Annotated in this window: 2 protein-coding genes (1 of these 2 running past the window's edge); both read right to left on the bottom strand. The window is 73.4% G+C overall.

Going from position 1 to position 19,971, the window contains the following annotated elements; genetic code table 11:
• Positions 1-11,703, bottom strand: coding sequence for an amino acid adenylation domain-containing protein (locus ACIHCX_RS08205; RefSeq protein ID WP_400027793.1), 11,703 nt, complete (start codon positions 11,701-11,703; stop codon positions 1-3).
• Positions 11,697-19,971, bottom strand: the 3' portion of a protein-coding gene (locus tag ACIHCX_RS08210; RefSeq protein WP_400027794.1) for an amino acid adenylation domain-containing protein. Its footprint extends 5,906 nt past the window's final position; only the last 8,275 of its 14,181 coding nucleotides appear in the window; its start codon lies beyond the right edge, outside the window; its stop codon occupies positions 11,697-11,699. The genes ACIHCX_RS08205 and ACIHCX_RS08210 overlap by 7 nt, the downstream gene beginning before the upstream one ends.

Consider the following 19,971-nt stretch of genomic DNA (forward strand, 5'->3'; position numbering starts at 1 on the left):
CTACTTGCTTTCCCCGAGCTTTTCGGCGAGTATGCGGCCGATTTCCGCGGCCGGTTCAGCCTGCATCATATGCGCGTGGCTGCACCGCACCACCCGATATTCAATTTTTCCAGTCACGAACGGCCGCCAGCGTTCGGCCCGTTCGACGAGTTCCGTGGCGGGTACCGCCTCGTCCGGCTCGGCGACGAGGACCAGCACGTCGCCGTCGAGCGGCTGCGGTTCGAAACCGCCGATGAGCGTGCGGCTGTTCGCGAACACCCGGGCCAGTGCGGCGATGGCCGACTCGTCGAGGTTCGCGAAGACGCTCTGACGTTCCCTCAGCACCTCGGCCACCATCGCGTACTCGAGCGGTTCGTCGCCCAGGCTGTCCATGTCGTGGCCGACGAAGTCCAGCATGATCCGCAACGCGTCCTGCTGGTCGGGCAGGCGCTCCGGCTCCGGCTCGCTCCGGTCGATGGGGTACTGGTCGAGGTTGGCGAGCAGCCCGACCTCCTCGCCCGCGGCCCGCAGCTGGGTGGCCATGGCGTGGACCACCAGACTGCCCAGCGACCAGCCGAGCAGGTGGTAGGGGCCGTTGGGCTGGACGCCGCGCATCTGCGCGACGTAGTCGGCCGCCATCTCCTCGATGCTGCTGGGCAGCGTCGCCGACGGATCGGCGAGCCCCCTGGCCTGGAGGCCGTAGAGCGGGCGGTCCGCCCCGATGTGCTTCATCAGACCCGAGTAGACCCAGCTGAGGCCGCCCGCCGGGTGCACGCAGAACAGCGGTGCCTTGTCGCCCGTGGTCCGCAGCGGCAGCAGCACGTCCAGCGTGTCCCCCTCGGTGTCGCCCGCGAGCCGGCCGGCCAGCTCCGCGACGGTGGGCGCCTCGAAGATGGTGCGGATGCTCAGCCGCACGCCGAACGTGGCGCGGACCTTGGTCACCAGCCGCATCGACATGATGCTGTCGCCGCCGACGTCGAAGAAGCTGTCGTGGACGCCGACCGTCTCCAGCCCGAGCACCTCGGCGAACAGGCCGCACAGGATCTCCTCCTGCGGAGTGCGCGGGCCCGTCCAGTCCGTGGGGCTGAAGTCGGGCGCGGGCAGGGCCTTGCGGTCGAGCTTCCCGTGGGCGGTGAGCGGCAGTGCGTCGAGCTCGACGAACGCGGCGGGCATCATGTGGTCCGGCAACCGCGCGGCAAGGACGTCACGCAGGCGGGGCACCTCGATCGTCGCACCCTCCGCCGCCACCACGTAGGCGACCAGGCTCTTCGCGCCCTCCTCGTTCTCGCGGACGACGACGACCGCCCGGCCCACGCTCTCCTCCTGGCCGAGTACGGTCTCGATCTCGCCGAGTTCGATCCGGAAGCCGCGGATCTTGACCTGGTCGTCGGCCCGTCCGGCGAACTCCAGGGTGCCGTCCGGCGTCCAGCGAGCGATGTCGCCGGTCCGGTAGATGCGTGTGCCGGGCGGGCCGTAGGGGTTGGCGAGGAAGCGTTCGGCGCTCAGCGCGGGGCGGTTGAGGTAGCCGCGTGCGAGTCCTTCGCCGGTGACGTAGAGCTCCCCGGCGACGCCGACGGGGACGGGGCGGAGCCGGGCGTCGAGGACGTAGGCGCGGGTGTTGATGACGGGGGTGCCGATGGGTACCGGGCCTTGGGCGGTGAGGGGCGTGCTGATGGTGGCGGCGACGGTGGCTTCGGTGGGGCCGTAGGCGTTGATCATGCGGCGGCCGGGTGCCCAGTGGGCGACGAGTTCGGGTGGGCAGGCGTCGCCGCCGACGATCAGGGTCTGGAAGTGGGTGAGGTGGGTGGCTGCTTCGGTGGGGACGCTGGCGAGTGCGGCCGGGGGGATGAGGGCGTGGGTGACCTGGTGGTCGCGGAGGACTTCTACGAGGGTTTCGCCGACCAGAGGGCCGGGGGGCGGGACGACGAGTGCGGCGCCGGCACCGATGGCCGTGCAGAGTTCGAGTACGGAGGCGTCGAAGCTGGGTGAGGAGAACAGCAGGACCCGCGAGTCCGCGTGGACGGTGAAGCGTTCGACGCAGGAGGTGGCGAAGGCGGCCAGGCCTCGGTGGGAGACGACGACGCCCTTGGGGCGTCCGGTGGATCCTGAGGTGTAGATGACGTAGGCGGGGTGGTCCGGTCGCAGAACAGGGGTGCTGACCGGGGAGCTGTCCGTGTCCGGGTCGGTGTCGACGGTCAACCAGCTCGCTTCGCCGCCCACTTCCGCGAGCCGTGTGGCGGTCTCTTCGGTGGAGAGGATCAGGGCGGGTGTGGCGTCGCCGAGGATGTAGGCGATGCGGTCGACGGGGTAGTCGGGGTCGATGGGCAGGTAGGCGCCGCCGGTCTTGAGCACGGCGAGTTGGGCCACGATCATCTCGACCGAGCGGGGCAGCACCAACGCTACGAGGCGTTCGGGGCCCACTCCGGCGTCGATGAGGACGCGGGCGAGCCGGTTGGCTCGTTCGTCGGTCTCTCGGTACGTCAGTGACTCCTGGCCGTGCACGACCGCGACCGCGTCCGGGTCGCGTTCCACGGAGGTGGCGAACAACTGCGGGAACGTCACCGGCAGCACGTCGTCGCGCGCCGTGTCGTTCCACTCCACCAGCACCCGATGCCGTTCCTCGGGGGACAGCAACTCGGCGTCGCCGACGGCCCGGTCCGGGTCGGCACTGAACTGACCGATCAGGCCGACCAGCCAGTCCATCCAGCGCACCATCTCGGCACGCTCGAACAGCTCGCCCCGGTACTCGAACTTCAGCAGCAGCTCACTGGTCGGAACGGCGATCAGCGAGATCGGGTAGTGGTTCGCGTCCCGCGCCTCCAGGCCGGTGATCCGCTGACCCTCGGTGGGCCTGCCGAGCGAGCCGGTGTCCATCGGGTAGTTCTCGGTGACGGTGAGGGTGTCGAAGAGCTGGTCGACGCCCTGGGCGCGCAGGATGTCCGGCAGGCCGAGGTACTGGTGGCCCATCAGCTCGGTCTGCCGGCTCTGCAGGTGGCCCACCAGTTCCGCCCACGACTCGCCGGGCCGTACCCGGACCCGTACCGGCAGGGTGTTGATGAACAGGCCGACCATGTTCTCCACGCCGTCGATCTCCGCCGGGCGTCCGGAGACCGTGCCGCCGAAGACGACGTCGTCGCGTCCGGTCAGCCGTCCCAGCAGCACACCCCAGGCCGCCTGGACCACGGTGTTGAGGGTGACACCGCAGCGCCGGGCCGCCGCGTTCAGCGCGGTGGTCAGCTTCTCGGGCACACGGAACAGCAGCTCGTCCGGCACGGTCGCCCGGCGGCCGGAGTCCTCCGGCGCGATCAGCGTCGGTTCACTGACGCCTTCGAGTACCCGCTGCCACGCGGCGAGCGCGGTCCCGCGGTCCTGCCGGCCCAGCCAGGACAGGTACTCCCGGTAGGGGGTGGGCGTCGGCAGGTCACCGCCCGCGTACAGCACGAACAGATCGCGCATCACCAGCGGCGCGGACCAGCCGTCCAGCAGGATGTGGTGGGTGGTGAGGACGAACCGGCAGCGGTTGTCGCCCAGGTGGACGAGGGTGAACCGGAACAGCGGCGGCCGCTCCACCTCGAACCGGTCCACGCGGTCGGCGGCCATGAACCCGGCCAGTTCGGCGTCCCGCTCCTCGGACGCAAGACCGCTGAGGTCCACCTCGCGCCACGGCAGCTCCACCCCGCGCCGCACCACCTGCACGGGACGGTCCAGGCCCTGCTGCCGGAACGCGGCCCGCAGGTTGGCGTGCCGGTCCAGCAGCCCGGCCGCGGCCTCCCGGAGCCTCGCGGCGTCCAGGCCGCCCTCGACGTCCACTGCGATCTGGATGTTGTAGACGTCGGGGGAGTGCTCGTCGAACTGGGCGTGGAAGAGCAGGCCCTCCTGCAGCGGGGTGAGCGGCAGTACGTCTTCGAGCTGCTCCGGGTCGGCCGCCTCCACCATGTCGATCTGGGCCTGGGTCAGCGGCACCAGCGGGAGGTCGGAGGGGCTGTGGCCACCCGCCGACGGGCGTGCCACGTGTGCGACCAGGGCGCCGAGCGCCTCGAACCATGTCTCGGCGAGCTCGCGCACCTCCTCCTCGGTGAACAGCGCGTCCGCCCAGGACCAGACGGCGATCAGCCGCGGGCCGTCGGCACGGTCCTGGGTCTGCGCGTTCAGGTCGATGCTGTGGCTCAGCGGTACGTCGGTGTCGCCGCCACCGCCGAGTCCGCCGGACTCCGGGGCGGGGCTCCACTCCTCCGGCGTGGCCTGCGCCTTCTCCTCGGCGATGGCAAAGCGGCCCAGGTAGTTGAAGCCGATCTGCGGCTTGGGCAGGCCCGCCAGCATCATGCTGGTCTGCGGGTTGAGGTAGCGCAGCAGGCCGTACCCGATGCCGTTCTCCGGCAGCCTGCGCAGCTGCTCCTTGACCTCCTTCAGGGCCCGGCCGGCCGAGGGACCCCCGGCGCAGAACTCGGTCCAGTCCAGCGGGCCCGGGTCGACCCGGACCGGGAAGAGGCTGGTCAGCCAGCCGACGGTGCGGTGCAGGTCGACACCGTCGACGATCTCCTCGCGGCCGTGTCCCTCGAGGTCGATCAGCACGCCCGTGTGGTCGCCCCGGTCGTGCGTCCGCCGCCACCGTGCCACCGCCGCGCCGAACGCGGTGAGCAGCACGTCGTTCACCCGGGCGTGGAAGGCGGCCGGCACGGTGGTCAGCAGCGCCGCCGTCAGCTCGGTGGGCAGGACCAGCGACATCGTGCGCGCGGTCGCGGTGATGTCCCGTCGTGGGTCGAGGGGTTGGGGGGTCAGCAGCGGGTCGGAGTCGCCGAGCACGTCCAGCCAGGTCTCCAGCTCCCCGACCCGCTCGGCGTCCTGCGCGGCCTCGGTCAGCCGCTGGGCCCAGGTGCGCAGCGAGGTGCCCACCGGCGCCAGCTCCGGCGTCCGGCCGGCCGCCACCTCGGCCCAGGCCTGGGCCAGGTCGGGCAGCAGGATCCGCCAGGAGACACCGTCCACGACCAGGTGGTGCACGACCAGCAGCAGCCGGCCGGGGGCCCCGGGCCCCGCGTCGAACCACACCGCCTGCACCATCGCGCCGGTCTCCGGGTCCAGCCGGTCCCAGGCCGCCTGGACGTGCTCACCGATGCGGGCGTTGGTCTCCTCCCGGCCCAACCCGGCGACGTCGACCCGGCGGACGCAGTCGGCGGCGCGCAGTTCACCGCGGGGAGGAATGTCCAGGTTCCAGATCAGGCCGCCGGTGCGGCGCAGCCGCATCCGCAGCGCGTCGTGGTGGTCGAGGACCGCCTGGAGGGCGGCTTCCAGGCGCTGCAGACCGAGGTCGCCCGGGACGACCACCATCATGGTCTGGTTGAAGCGCCGGATCGGGCCGCCGCGCTCCCGCATCCAGTGGATGATCGGGAGCAGCGGCACGGAGCCGACGCCGTCGGTGTCCCCGCCGCTGCCGGAGGACGCCCCGGCACCGGGACCGCCTGCGGCGGCCGCGAGACGGGCGACGGTCTTGTGCTCGAACACGTCCCGCGCGGTGAACGCGACGCCGGCCGCGCGCGCCCGGCTGACCAGCTTGATGGAGACGATGCTGTCGCCGCCGAGGTCGAAGAAGCTGTCGTCGATCCCGACCTCGGACAGGCCGAGCACCTCCGCGAAGAGCCCGCACAGGATCCGCTCGGCCTCGTTGCGTGGCTCCCGGCCGCCCGGGGAGGAGGTGAACTCGGGCGCGGGCAGGGCCTTGCGGTCGAGCTTGCCGTGGGCGGTGAGCGGCAGTGCGTCGAGCTCGACGAACGCGGCGGGCATCATGTGGTCGGGCAGGGTGGCGCTCACCAGCTCCCGCAGCCGCGCGGTGTCGATCTCGCGGCCGGCGGCGGGCACGAGATAGGCGACGAGCTGCCTGCGGTGCTCCGCGTCCTCCCGCGCGTGCACCACGGCCCGGGCGACGGCGGAGTCTTCGGCGAGTACGGTCTCGATCTCGCCGAGTTCGATCCGGAAGCCGCGGATCTTGACCTGGTCGTCGGCGCGTCCGACGAACTCCAGGGTGCCGTCCGAGGTCCACCGGACGATGTCGCCGGTCCGGTACATGCGCGCTCCGGACTGGCCGAAGGGATCGGCGAGGAAGCGTTCGGCGCTCAGTGCGGGGCGGTTGAGGTAGCCGCGTGCCAGCCCGTCACCGGTCACGTACAGCTCCCCGGCGACGCCGACCGGGACGGGACGCAGCCAGGCGTCGAGGACGTAGGCGCGGGTGTTGATGACGGGGGTGCCGATGGGCACCGGGCCGCCGGGGTTCAGGGGTGTGCTCATCGAGACGGCGACGGTGGCTTCGGTGGGGCCGTAGGCGTTGATCATGCGGCGGCCGGGTGCCCAGTGGGCGACGAGTTCGGGTGGGCAGGCGTCGCCGCCGACGATCAGGGTCTGGAAGTGGGTGAGGTGGGTGGCTGCTTCGGTGGGGCCGCTGGCGAGTGCGGCCGGGGGGATGAGGGCGTGGGTGACCTGGTGGTCGCGGAGGACTTCTACGAGGGTTTCGCCGACCAGGGGGCCGGGGGGCGGGACGACGAGGGCGGCGCCGGCGCCGATGGCCGTGCAGAGTTCGAGTACGGAGGCGTCGAAGCTGGGTGAGGAGAACAGGAGCACGCGCGAGTCCGCGTGGACGGTGAAGCGTTCGACGCAGGAGGTGGCGAAGGCGGCCAGTCCTCGGTGGGAGACGACGACGCCCTTGGGGCGTCCGGTGGATCCGGAGGTGTAGATGACGTAGGCGGGGTGGTCCGGTCGCAGAACAGGGGTGCTGACCGGGGAGCTGTCCGTGTCCGGGTCGGTGTCGACGGTCAGCCAGCTCGCTTCGCCGCCCACTTCCGTGAGCCGTGTGGTGGTTTCTTCGGTGGAGAGGATCAGGGCGGGTGTGGCGTCGCCGAGGATGTAGGCGATGCGGTCGACGGGGTAGTCGGGGTCGATGGGCAGGTAGGCGCCGCCGGTCTTGAGCACGGCGAGTTGGGCCACGATCATCTCGACCGAGCGGGGCAGCACCAACGCTACGAGGCGTTCGGGGCCCACTCCGGCGTCGATGAGGACGCGGGCGAGCCGGTTGGCTCGTTCGTCGGTCTCTCGGTACGTCAGTGACTCCTGGCCGTGCACGACCGCGACCGCGTCCGGGTCGCGTTCCACGGAGGTGGCGAACAACTGCGGGAACGTCACCGGCAGCACGTCACCCCGCGCCGTGTCGTTCCAGTCGTGCAGCAACCGTCGCCGCTCGGGTGCCGAGAGCACATCGACCGCCCGCACGGGAAGTTCCGGGTCGGCGGCCACGGCTTCCAGGAAGCGGACCAGCCGCTCGCCCAGCTCCTCGACGGTCGAGCGGTCGAACAGGTCGAGGCGGAACTCCACGAGGCCGCTGATCCCCTGGAGTTCGCCCTCGCGGTCGACGCTCTCGTTGAAGCTCAGGGAGAGGTCGAACTGGGTGGACTTGACGGGCACTTGACGTACGGTGCAGTCCAGGCCGGAAAGGCCCATGCTGCTCTCCGGCGTGTTCTGGAGCGCCAGCGAGACCTGGAAGAGCGGGTGGCGGGCCAGCGAGCGCTCCGGGTTGAGCACCTCGACCAGCCGCTCGAACGGCACGTCCTGGTGGGCGTAGGCCGCGAGGTCCGCCTCACGCACCCGGCCCAGCAGTGCGTTGAAGGTCGGGTCGCCGGACAGGTCGGTGCGCAGCACCAGCGTGTTGATGAAGAAGCCGACGACCCGCTCCAGCGCGTCGTCCGTGCGGCCCGCGATCGGGCTGCCCAGCACCACGTCGGAGGTCGAGCCCAGCGCGGAAAGGAGCGAGGCCAGGCCCGCCTGGAGCACCATGAACAGCGTGGTGCCGGTCTGCCGGGCCAGCGCGGCCAGTTGGCGGTGCAGCTCGGCCGGCAGGTGCACCAGCACCGAGTCCGCCCGGTAGTCGGCCTCGGCCGGCCGGGGCCGGTCGGCGGGCAGGCGCAGTTCGTCCGGCAGACCCGACAACGTCTCCTTCCAGAAGTCCAGTTGCTGGTGGATCAGGCTGTCCTGGTCGTCCTCGGAGCCCAGGATCTCGTAGTTCCACATGGTGTAGTCGGCGTACTGCACCGGCAGCGGCTGCCAGTCGGGCGCCTCGCCGGCGGCCCGCGAGGTGTAGGCGCGTGCCAGATCGGCGGAGAACGGGTCGAGCGACCAGCCGTCCCCGGCGATGTGGTGCAGCACGGTCAGCAGGACGTGCGACTCGGGCCCGGTCTCGAACAGCGTGACCCGCAGCGGGGTCTCGGTGGCCAGGTCGAAGCTCTGCGCGGACGCCGCCGCGATGGCGGTGTCCAGGTCTTCCGCCGTGGTGCGGACCAGAGCCAGCTCGCAGCCCCGGTCCGGGGAGAGGATCTCCTGGCGCGGCTCGCCGTCCCGGTCCGGGAAGACGGTGCGCAGGCTCTCGTGCCGGGCGACCACGTCCCGCACGGCGGTGCGCAGCGCGTCGATGTCCAGCGGCCCGCTGATCTGCACCGCCAGGACGATGTTGTGGGCGGTGCTGGTCTGCTCGAAGCGGTTCATGAACCACAGTCGGCGCTGCGCGTGGGACAGGGGGATCTCCGCGGGACGCTCCCAGGGCCGCAGGGTGGCGCGGGCACCGGCGGCGCCACCGATCCGGCCGACCAGTTCCGCGACGGTGGGTGCCTCCCACAGCTCCCGCAGCGGCAGTTCGACCTCGAAGACCGATCTGATCCGGCTGACCACACGGGTGGCGTGCAGCGAGTGGCCGCCCAGTTCGAAGAAGTTGTCGTGGACGCCGACCGAGGTCAGGTTGAGCATCTCCGCGAACAGCCCGCACAGGATCTCCTCCTGCGGGGTGCGCGGGCCCTGGCGGGTGACCAGCGCGGTGAAGTCGGGGGCGGGCAGCGCCCCCCGGTCCACCTTGCCGTTGGGGGTCAGCGGGAGCGTGTCCAGCGGGACGAAGACGGCCGGCAGCATGTAGTCGGGCAGCCGGGTCGCCGCGTGGGCGCGCAGCGCGTCCACCGCCGGCACCGTCCGGCCGGAGACCGGGACCAGGTAGGCGGCCAGGCGGTTCTCGCCCGACTCGTCGGCCCGGACGACCACGGTGGCCTGCGAGACGTCCTCGTGCTCGGTCAGCACCGCCTCGATCTCGCCGGGTTCGACCCGGAAGCCGCGGATCTTCACCTGGTCGTCCACGCGACCGACGAACTCCAGTTGGCCGTCGTCCGCCCAGCGCGCCACGTCGCCGGTGCGGTACATGCGGGAGCCCGGCGTCCCGAACGGGTCGGCGGTGAACCGCTCGGCGGTCAGGCCGGCCCGTCCCGCGTAGCCGCGGGCCACTCCGTCGCCCGCCAGATACAGGTCTCCCGCGACGCCGGCCGGAGTGGGGGAGAGCGCGGAGTCCAGCACGTAGACGCGGGTGTTGGCGATCGGCCGGCCGATCGGCGGAAGCCCCGGCCGGGTGCCCAGCCGGGCGGCGGTGGACCAGACCGTGGTCTCGGTCGGGCCGTAGACGTTGGTGACCTCGGCGGCCAGCTCGCACAGCCGGGCGGCCAGGCCCGCCGGCACCGGTTCGCCGCCGACCAGGACCCGCAGTCCCGTCAGGGCCTTCGGCCGCTCGGAGACCAGGGCCTGCCACAGAGTGGGGGTCGCCTGCATGATCGTGGCGGAGGTGCCGGTGATCAGGCGGCCGAGCGCCGCCGGGTCCAGCACCTGCTCGCGGGAGGCGATGACCACGGTGGCGCCCGCGCTCAGCGGCACGAACAGCTCCAGCGCGGCGATGTCGAACGCGACGGTGGTGACCGCTACCAGCCGGTCGGCGGCCTCGACGCCGAACCGGGTCCCCATGTCGGCGACCAGGTTGGCGATGTTGGCGCGGGAGACCACGACGCCCTTGGGCCGGCCGGTGGAGCCGGAGGTGTAGATCGCGTAGGCCGGGTTGGCCGGACGGACCGGCGCGGTCAGCTCGGTGTCGGCCAGAGCGTCGCCGGGCAGCTGGGCGAGCGCGTCGGCGACGGAGGTCTCGTCCAGGACGATGCGCCGCACCCCGGGGGCCTCGGGCAGGCCGGTCACCGAGGAGTCGGTCAGCAGCACGCCGGGACGGGCGTCGTCGAGGATGTAGCCGATTCGGTCGGCCGGGTACTCCGGGTCCAGCGGGACGTAGGCGCCGCCCGTCTTGAGGACCGCGAGCAGCGCCGTCAGCAGCGCCGCCCCGCGCGGCAGGGCCACGGCGACCCACGACTCCGGTCCGACGCCCGCCGCCGCGAGGTGGCGGGCGAGCCGGTTGGCGCGTTCGTCGAGCTCCCGGTAGGAGATCTCGCCGTCCCCGTCGATCACGGCGACGGCGTCCGGGGTGAGCGCCGCGTTCCGCTGGAAGGCGTCGACGGGGGACGCGTCGCCGACGGGCACCGCGGTGTCGTTCCACTCCGTCAGCAGCCGGTGGCGTTCGGCCGCGGGCAGGGCCTGGGCGCGGCCGACGGGTGCCTCGGGGTCGGCGTGGATCCGGGTGAGGATGCCGACCAGCGCGTCCAGGATGCCCTGCGCGTGCTCCCGGTCGAACAGGTCCGGGCGGTAGCCGAGCCGGATCCGCATGCGCCGGCCGGGCGCCGGGAACAGGCTCAGCGGGTAGTGGGTCGCGTCCTGGCCGACCGCGCCGGTGACCCGCAGGCCCTCGGCGAGTTCGCCGAGGCCGTCGGCCTCCACCGGATAGTTCTCGAACACGACCAGGGTGTCGAACAGTTCGCCGGTCACCTTGGACTGCGCCCGGGCGTCGGCGAGCGTGACGTGGTGGTGGTCGAGCAGGTCGACCTGCCGGCGCTGCTGCCGTTCCAGCAGCCGCGCCCAGGACTCCGCCGGCCGCGCGGAGACCCGCACCGGCAGGGTGTTGATGAACGAGCCGACCATGTTCTCCACCCCGGGGACCGCCGAGGGCCGGCCGGAGACGGTGCCGCCGAACACGACGTCGTCGCGCCCGGTCAGCCTGCCCAGCAGGACGCCCCAGGCCGCCTGCACCACGGTGTTCAGCGTGACGCCGCAGCGCCTGGCCGTCTCCGCCAGCCCGCTGCTCAGCTCCTCCTCCAGCGTGACCAGCAGGTCCTGCGGGACCACCGCGCCGCGGTCGGCGTCCGGCGCGACCAGGGTGGGCTCGCCGACGTCGCCCAGCGCGTCGCGCCAGGCGGCGAGGGCGGCCCGCCGGTCCTGCCGGCCCAGCCAGGACAGATAGTCGCGGTAGGGCGTCACCGGCGGCAGCTCGCCTCCGGCGTACAGCGCGAACAGCTCCCGCATCAGCAGCGGTCCCGACCAGCCGTCGAGCAGGATGTGGTGGTTGGTCATCAGGAACCGGCAGCGGTTCTCGCCCAGCCGGATCAGGGTGAAGCGCAGCAGCGGCGCACGTCTCAGGTCGAACGCGCGCACCCGGTCGGCGGCCATCAGCTCGGCCAGCCGCTCCTCCCGCCGGTCGGCCGGACCGTCGGTGAGGTCGACCTCGGACCAGGGCAGCTCGACGCTGCGGTACACCACCTGCACCGGGTCACCGTTCTTGCGGCGACGGAAGCCGACCCGGAGGTTGGCGTGCCGGCGCAGCAGCCAGGCCGCCGCGTCACGGAGCCGGTCGGTGTCCAGGGCCCCGTCCAGGTCCACCGCGATCTGCACGGTGTAGACGTCGAGGGCCGTCTCGTCGTCCTGCGCGTACTGCGCGTGGAACAGGAGCCCTTCCTGCAAGGGCGACAAGGGCAGGAGATCCTCGATGCGCGACTGGTTCACCATGACAACCCCTCGTCGTCCAGTTCGTTCTCGAACTCGTGCAGTTCCTGCTGGTCCACCGGGACCAAAGTCGGCGTGCCCGGCCGGGCCGGTGCCGCCGTCAGGTTCCGGGCGCGGTCCACCACGGAGGTCAGCGCCCGGAACCAGGACTCGGCCAGATCCCGCACGTCCGCCTCGTCGAACATCCCGTCGGGCCAGGCCCACGCGGCGACCAGCCGCGGGCCGTCCGGGCGGTCCTCGGTCTGCGCGTTGAGATCCAGGCTGTGCGCCATGGGCATGGCGGCGTCGCCGCCGCCGGTCAGCCCGGCCATGCCGGGCGGCGGGTTCCAGTCCTGGGCCGGTGCCTCACCGCCGCCGGCGGCGAACCGGCCCAGATAGTTGAACCCGAGCTGCGGCGTGCGCAGGGTGGCCAGTTGCGGCCCCGTGCGCTCGTTGAGGTAGCGCAGCAGGCCGTAGCCGATGCCGCCGTCCGGCAGTTCGGCGAGTTGGGCGCGCACCTTGGCGAGCACGGCGTCCACCGCCTCGCCGCCGCCCCAGAAGTCGTTCCAGTCCACCTGCCCGGGGTTGAGGCGCACCGGGAAGGAACTCGTGAACCAGCCGACGGTCCGGCCCGGATCGGCCCCCGCGACCACCGGCTCGCGTCCGTGGCCCTCCATCTCGACCAGCACCGCGTTGCCGCGGGTCGGCCGGTGCCGGGCCCGCCAGGAGGCGACGGCCACCGTGTACGCGGTGAGGAGCACGTCCTTGATCCCGGCGCCGAAGGCGGCCGGCACGCTCGTCAGCAGCGGCTCGGTCACCTCCGCGGGCAGCGTGAGGTTCAGGCTCCGTGCCGTGCCGAACACGTCCCGCTCCCGGTCCAGCGGCCGGGCACCGAGCTGCGGGTCGGGGCCGCTCAGCGCCGCGCGCCACAGCGGCAGTTCCTCGACCCGGCGCCCGCTCCCGGCCTCCTCGGCCAGCCGTGTGGCCCAGGTGCGCAGTGAGGTGGGTACCGCTTCCAGCAGCGGTTCCCGGCCGGCCGCCACCTGCGACCAGGCGGCAGCGAGGTCCGGCAGCAGGATCCGCCAGGACACGCCGTCCACGACCAGGTGGTGCACGGCAAGCAGCAGCAGTCCGGGCCGGTCGGCACCGGCGTCGAACCAGACCGCCCGCACCAGCGAGCCGGACTCCGGGGCCAGTTGCCGGGCGGCCGCCCGGCCGTGCTCCACGAGCACGGCGCGCTGCGCCTCGGGGTCACCGGAGGCGGCCGTGTCCGCGAAGTCCACGCGGTCCACCAGTTGTTCGGCGCGCACCTCGCCCCGCGGGCGTACCTCGATCCGCCAGCCCTCGTCGCTCGCCCTGGTCAGCCGCAGCCGCAGGGCGTCGTGCCGGTCGAGGACGGCCTGTACGGCGGCGGTCAGTCCGGTGAGGTCGAGCGTGCCCGGAGTCCGCACCACCATTGCCTGGTGGAAGCCGTCGATCGGGCCGCCGTGCTCCCGCCACCAGTGCATGATCGGAGTCAGCGGCAGTTCTCCGATGCCCGCGTCCGGGTCCTCGGCGACGGACGCGGTCGCGGCCTCGGCGATCGCGGCGAGCGCCGCGGGCGTACGGTGCTCGAACACGTCCGCCACCGTCAGCTCGATCCCGGCCGCCCGGGCCCGGCTGACCAGCTGGATGGAGACGATGCTGTCGCCGCCGAGGTCGAAGAATCCGTCGTCGGCTCCGACCGTCTCCCGGCCGAGCAGTTCGGCGAAGATCCGGCACAGGGCGGCCTCCCGCTCGGTGGCCGGGCCGCGGCCGGGCTCGCCGGTGCCGAACTCGGGAGCCGGCAGCGCGGCACGGTCCAGCTTGCCGTTCGCGGTGAGCGGCAGCGCGTCCAGCACGGTGAAGGCGGCGGGGACCATGTAGTCCGGCAGCGCGGCCGCGACGTCCTTGCGCAGCACGGCGGGCTCCGGTGGTTCGGCGCCCTCCTCCGGGACGACATAGGCCACGAGCTGTCTGAGTCCCGGCCGCTCCTCCCGTACGACCACCGCGGCCTGGGCGAGGCCGGGCCGGGCGAGCAGGACGGTCTCGATCTCGCCGGGTTCGATCCGGAAGCCGCGGATCTTGACCTGCTGGTCGGAGCGTCCGACGAACTCCAGCTCGCCGTCGCGGTTGAAGCGCACGAGGTCGCCGGTGCGGTACATCCGGGCGCCGGGCGGCCCGAACGGGTCGGCCACGAACCGCTGCGCGGTCAGCGCCGAGCGGCCCAGGTAGCCCAGCGCCACACCGGAACCGGAGACGCACAGTTCGCCCGCGACGCCCACCGGCACCGGCCGCAGCCGCTCGTCGAGGACCACCACGCGGGTGCCCGCGACCGGGCGGCCGATCGGCGGCGTCGTGTCGCCGGACAGCGGGCCGCTGAGCGTGGCGGCGATGGTGGTCTCGGTCGGCCCGTAGGCGTTGACGACGGTACGTCCGTCCGACCAGCGGGCCAGCAGGCCCGGCGAGAGCGCCTCGCCGCCGGAGACGACGCAGCGCAGGCTGGGCAGGTCCCGCTCCGGCAGGGTGCCGAGGACCGGGGCCGGCAGCATCACATGGGTGGCGCCGGCGGCCTCGATGGCGTCGGCCAGGCCCTCGCCGACCAGTTCGCGGTCCGGGCCCGGCAGGGCGAGCGCGGCCCCGGACAGCAGGGTCATCGCCAGGTCGCCGACCGACACGTCGAAGTTGGTCGACACCACCTGGAGCACCCGGCTGTCGCCGTCCAGGCCCAGCCGTTCGACGTGGCTGTGCACGAACGACGCCAGACCGGTGTGCCCGACCAGCACGCCCTTGGGCCGGCCGGTCGACCCGGAGGTGTAGACGACGTAGGCGGGGCTGTGCGCGGTTGCCGCCGCCGGCGGGTCGGTCGCCGGGCGCGCGGCCACCGACGCGGCGAACGCGGGCTCGTCCAGGACCCAGGTCGGCACGGCCGGTGCGGCGGGCAGCAGGCCGCGGGACGCCTCGGTGGCGAGCAGGGCGGCCGGCGCGGCGTCCGCGAGCATGAACGCCACCCGCTCGGCCGGGTAGTCCGGATCGACCGGCAGGTGGACGGCGCCCGCCTTGGCCACCGCCAGCAACGCGGTCACCTGGAGGGGGGAGCGCGGGACGGCGACCGCGACGATCCGGCCCGGGGCGACCCCGCGGGCGGTCAGCTCACGGGCCAGCCGGTTGGCCCGCTCGTTCAGCTCGGCGTAGCTGGTCCGCTCGCCCTCGCACCACAGGGCGGTCGCCCGCGGGGTGCGCGCCGCCTGCGCCTCGAACAGCTCGGCCAGGGTGCCTGCCGGCACCTCCGGCTCGGTGCCGCGCCAGTCGCCGAGCAGCAGCTCACGCTCGCCCGCGGTCAGCAGGTCGTGCTCCCCGATCGGCCGGTCCGGCTCGGCAAGCAGCCGCTCGAGCAGTGCGACCAGCCGGTCCGCCAGCGACTGGACGGTGCCCTCGGTGAACAGGTCGGTGCTGTACTCGACCACACCGACGACGCCGTCCGGCCGGCCGTCCGCGTCCACCGTCTCGGCCAGGTTGAACGCCAGGTCGAACTTGGCCACCCGCAGGCCGTGGGGCTGCTGGGCGATGGCCAGGCCGTCGCCGAGGCTCAGCTCGGCGGGCGGGGTGTTCAGCAGGTTGAGCATCACCTGGAGCAGCGGGTGCCGGGACATCGAGCGGCTGGGGGAGAGCACCTCGACGAGCCGTTCGAAGGGCACGTTCTGGTTCTCGAAGGCGGCGACGTCGGTGCGCCGCACCCGCTCCACCAACGCCCGGAAGCTCGGGTCGCCGCTGGTGTCGGTGCGCAGCACCAGGGTGTTGACGAAGAAGCCGACCAGCTCGTCCAGCGCGTCGTCGGTGCGCCCGGCGACCGTGGTCCCCAGCGGGATGTCGCTGCCGGCGCCGATCCGGTCGAGCAGCGCGGCGAGCGCGGCCTGGAGCACCATGAAGGGGCTGGCCCCGGCGGTCTTCGCCAGCCCGACCAGCGCACGGTGCACCGGGGGCTCGAGCCGCAGCCGGACCAGACCGCCCCGGTGGCTGGGCCGGGCCGGGCGCGGCAGGTCGGTGGGCAGCTCCAACTCCTCCGGCATCCCGGACAGTTGCGCGCGCCAGTAGCCCAGCTCAGCCGCCAGCCGCGAGTCCTGGTCGTCCTCGCTGCCCAGCACGTCGCGCTGCCAGAGGGCGTAGTCGGCGTACTGCACGGCGAGCGGCGTCCACTGCGGCGCCCGGCCGGCCGTCCGGGCCCGGTAGGCCTCGGACAGGTCGCGCAGCAGCGGTCCCAGCGACCAGCCGTCGCAGGAGATGTGGTGGACCAGGAAGACCAGCACGTGGTCGCGCGGCCCCACGGTGAACAGGTCGACCCGCACGGGCAGTTCGGCGGCCAGGTCGAAGCCGTGGGCGACGGCCGCGGCGACCGCGGCGTCCAGCTCGTCCGGTGCGACGTCGGCGATCCGCAGCCGGGGAGTCGCCGCCGCCGGGTCCAGGATCTCCTGGCGGGGGACGCCGCCGGCCTCGGGGAACGTGGTGCGCAGGCTCTCGTGCCGGGCCACCACGTCACCGATCGCGGCCTGCAACGCCGCCACGTCGAGGGCGCCGGTGAGCCGCATGGACAGCGGGATGTTGTAGGTGGGGCTCGGGCCCTCCAGGCGGTTGAGGAACCACAGCCGGCGCTGTGCGAACGACAGCGGGACGTGCTCGGGCCGCGGCTGCGGCACCACCGTCCGCCGGGCGTCTTCGGCCCCGCCGACCAGCACGGCCAGGCCGGCCACGGTGGGGTTCTCGAAGAAGTCGCGCAGCGGCAGTTCGGCCGCGAACTCGCTGCGGATCCTGCTGACCAGCTTGGTCGCCTGCAACGAGTGCCCGCCGAGCTCGAAGAAGTTCGCCTCGACGTCGATCTCGACGTACTCGCCGCCGAGCACCTCGGCGAAGATCCGCCGCAGCCCGGCCTCGGTCTCGTTGCGCGGGGCACGGCCACCGGACGGACCGGTGGACTCCGGCGCGGGCAGCGCCCTGCGGTCGACCTTCCCGTTGGGGGTCAACGGCAGTGCCGGGAGCACCACGAAGGCCGACGGCACCATGTACTCGGGCAGGCGCGCGGCCACGTGCTCCCGCAGCGCCGCCGCCGAGGGCGCCGTACGGCCCTCCCCGGCGACCACGTAGGCGACCAGGCGCCGCTCGCCCGGCTCGTCCTCCCGGGCGAGCACGGCGGCCTGCGCCACGTCGGCGTGGGCGGCGAGCAGCGACTCGATCTCGCCCGGCTCGATCCGGAAACCGCGGATCTTGACCTGGTCGTCGGCGCGGCCGACGAACTCCAGGTTGCCGTCCGGCAGCCAGCGGACCAGGTCGCCGGTCCGGTACATCCGGGAGCCGGCGGGGCCGTACGGGTCGGCCGTGAACCGCTCGGCGGTCAGCCCCGGCCGGCCGGCGTACCCGCGGGCCAGGCCGGCGCCGGCCAGGTACGCCTCGCCGGGCGTGCCGACCGGGACCGGCCGCAGCGCCTCGTCGAGGACCAGCACCCGCACGTTCCACAGCGGGCGGCCGATCGGCGGGTTGACGCCCGCGGTGAGCGGTGCGCTGACGGTGGCGCACACGGTCGCCTCGGTCGGGCCGTAGGCGTTGAGCAGCCGCCGGCCGTCCGCCCAGCGGGCGATCAGGTCGGGCGTGGACGCCTCACCCGCGACGATCACGTTCATGCCGTCCGGGAGCGCGCCCGGCGCCAGCACCGCGAGCGCGGCGGGCGGGATGTTGGCGTGCGTGACCCGCTCCCGGGCCAGCAGCGCGGCCAGCGGCTCGCCGACCGCCAGGTCGTCCGCGGGGGCCATCACCAGGACGCCGCCGACCAGCAGCGGCGCGAGCACCTCCCAGACGGCGGCGTCGAAGCTGGCGGAGGCGAACTGGAGCATCCGGCTGCTCGCGTCGAGGCCGAACTGCTCGCGGATCGCGCCGAAGCCGCCGATGCCCTCGTGCGGGACCACCACGCCCTTGGGCGTGCCGGTGGAGCCGGAGGTGTAGATCATGTAGGCGGCGCCCGCGGGGGAGGCCGTGCGGCCCGCGTCCGGCACGGTGTCCGGCAGCGCGGCCAGTTCGGCGCGCACCCCGGCGTCGTCGAGCAGCAGCCGCGGCACGTCGGAGCCGGGCAGCCCGGTGGCGGCGGGCCCTTCGGTCAGCAGGACGGCCGGCCCGGCGTCGGCGAGGATGAAGGCGATGCGCTCGGCCGGGTAGGCGGGGTCGACCGGCAGATGGACCGCGCCGGCCTTGACCACCGCCAGCAGCGCGACCACCAGTTGCGGCGTACGCGGCAGGGCGACCGCCACCACGTCCTCGGCGCCGATGCCCCTGCGGACCAGCAGATGTGCGAGGCGGTTGGCCTCGGCGTCCAGGTGCGCGTAGGTCAGCTCCGTGCCGTCGTAGCTGATCGCCACCGCGTTTGGGGTGGCGGCGGCCTGACGGCCGAACAGCTCGGCGATCGTGCCCCGGGGCACGTCGTGCGCGGTCGCGTTGAAGTCGTGCAGCACCTGCCGCCGCTCCGCCGGGGAGAGCACCTCGAGCCGGCTGATCGGCAGGTCGGGTTCGGCGCACGCGGCGTCCAGCAGGCGCAGCAGCCGGTCGGCCATGCGTGAGACGGTCTCGGGGTCGAACAGGTCGTCGCTGTACTCGACCAGTCCGGTCATGCCGAGCGGTGCGCCCTGCTCGTCGTAGCGCTCACGCAGGCTGAACGCCAGGTCGAACTTGGCGGCGCCGATGCCGACGCCCTGCGCGCCGATCTCCAGACCGGGCAGGCCGATCTCGACGTCGCCGGTGTTCTGGAGGTTCAGCCACACCTGGAAGAGCGGATGGCGGCCCAGCGAGCGCTCGGGGTTGAGCACCTCGACCAGCCGCTCGAACGGGACCTCCTGGTGGGCGTAGGCGGCGAGGTTGTTCTCCCGGACCCGGTCGAGGAGCGCGGTGAAGCTCGGGTCGCCGCCGGTGTCGGTGCGCAGCACCAGGGTGTTGACGAAGAAGCCGACCAGCTCGTCCAGCGCCTCGTCGTCGCGGCCGGCGACCGGGGTGCCCAGCGGGATGTCGGTGCCCGCGCCCAGCCGGGTCAGCAGCGCGGTGAGCGCGGCCTGGCCGACCATGAACAGACTGGTCCTGGTCCGCCGGGCCAACCGCGCCATCCGCTCGTGCAGTTCGGCCGGGACCGCGAAGGGAACCGTGGAGCCCCGGTGGCTGGCCACCGCGGGCCGCGGCCGGTCGGCGGGCAGCCGCAGTTCCTCCGGCAGCCCGGCCAACGAGGTACGCCAGAAGTCCAGTTGCCGGGCGATCTCGCTGTCCGGTTCGCTCTCGCTGCCCAGCACCTCGCGCTGCCACAGCGTGTAGTCCGCGTACTGGACCGGCAGCGGCGCCCAGGCGGGCGCACGGCCCGCCAGGCGGGCGCCGTACGCCGCGGCCAGGTCGTGCGCCATCGGAGCCATGGACATGCCGTCGCCCGCGATGTGGTGCATCACGATCAGCAGCACGTGGTGGTCCGGACCGAGCCGGAACAGGTGTGCCCGCAGGGGAAGTTCGCCGGCCAGGTCGAAACCGCGGAAGGCGGCTTCCTCCAGGGCGGCGTCCAGACCGGCCTCGTCGGCCTCGGCGAGAACGAAGGCCGGGGCGGCCGGCCCGGCCGGGGCGATCGACTGGCGGGGGACGCCGTCGACCTCGGGGAACGTGGTGCGCAGGCTCTCGTGCCGGGCCACCACGTCACCGAGCGCGGCCCGCAGCGCCTCGACGTCGAGCGGGCCGGTCAACCGGGCCGCCAGCGGCAGGTTGTACGTGGAACTCGGGCCCTCGAGACGGTTGAGGAACCACAGCCGGCGCTGCGCGAACGACAGCGGGACCAGGTCGGTGCGGGGCATCGCGCGGACCGCGGCGCGCGCTCCGGCCGCGCCGGACGCCCTGCCGGCCAGGCCCGCCACGGTCGGCGACTCGAAGACGTCCCGTACGGCCAGTTCCACGTTCAGCGTGGAGCGGATCCGGCTGACCAGCCGGGTCGCAAGCAGCGAGTGGCCGCCGAGGGCGAAGAAGTCGTCGTCGACGCCGACCGAGCCGACGCCGAGCACCTCGGCGAACAGGCCGCAGAGGATCTCCTCCCGCGGGCCGCGCGGGGCACGCCCCTCGGGCGCCTCGGCCTCGGGCACCGGCAGCGCGGCCCGGTCCAGCTTGCCGCTGGGCGTCAGCGGGAACGCGTCCATGAGCACGAACGCGCCGGGCACCATGTGGTCCGGCAGCGCGGCCGCGACGTGCGCGCGCAGCTCGGTCCGCCCGATCGCG

Origin of the sequence: Streptomyces sp. NPDC052043 (genome assembly GCF_044548235.1) — a bacterium.
Taxonomy (GTDB): Bacteria; Actinomycetota; Actinomycetes; order Streptomycetales; family Streptomycetaceae; genus Streptomyces.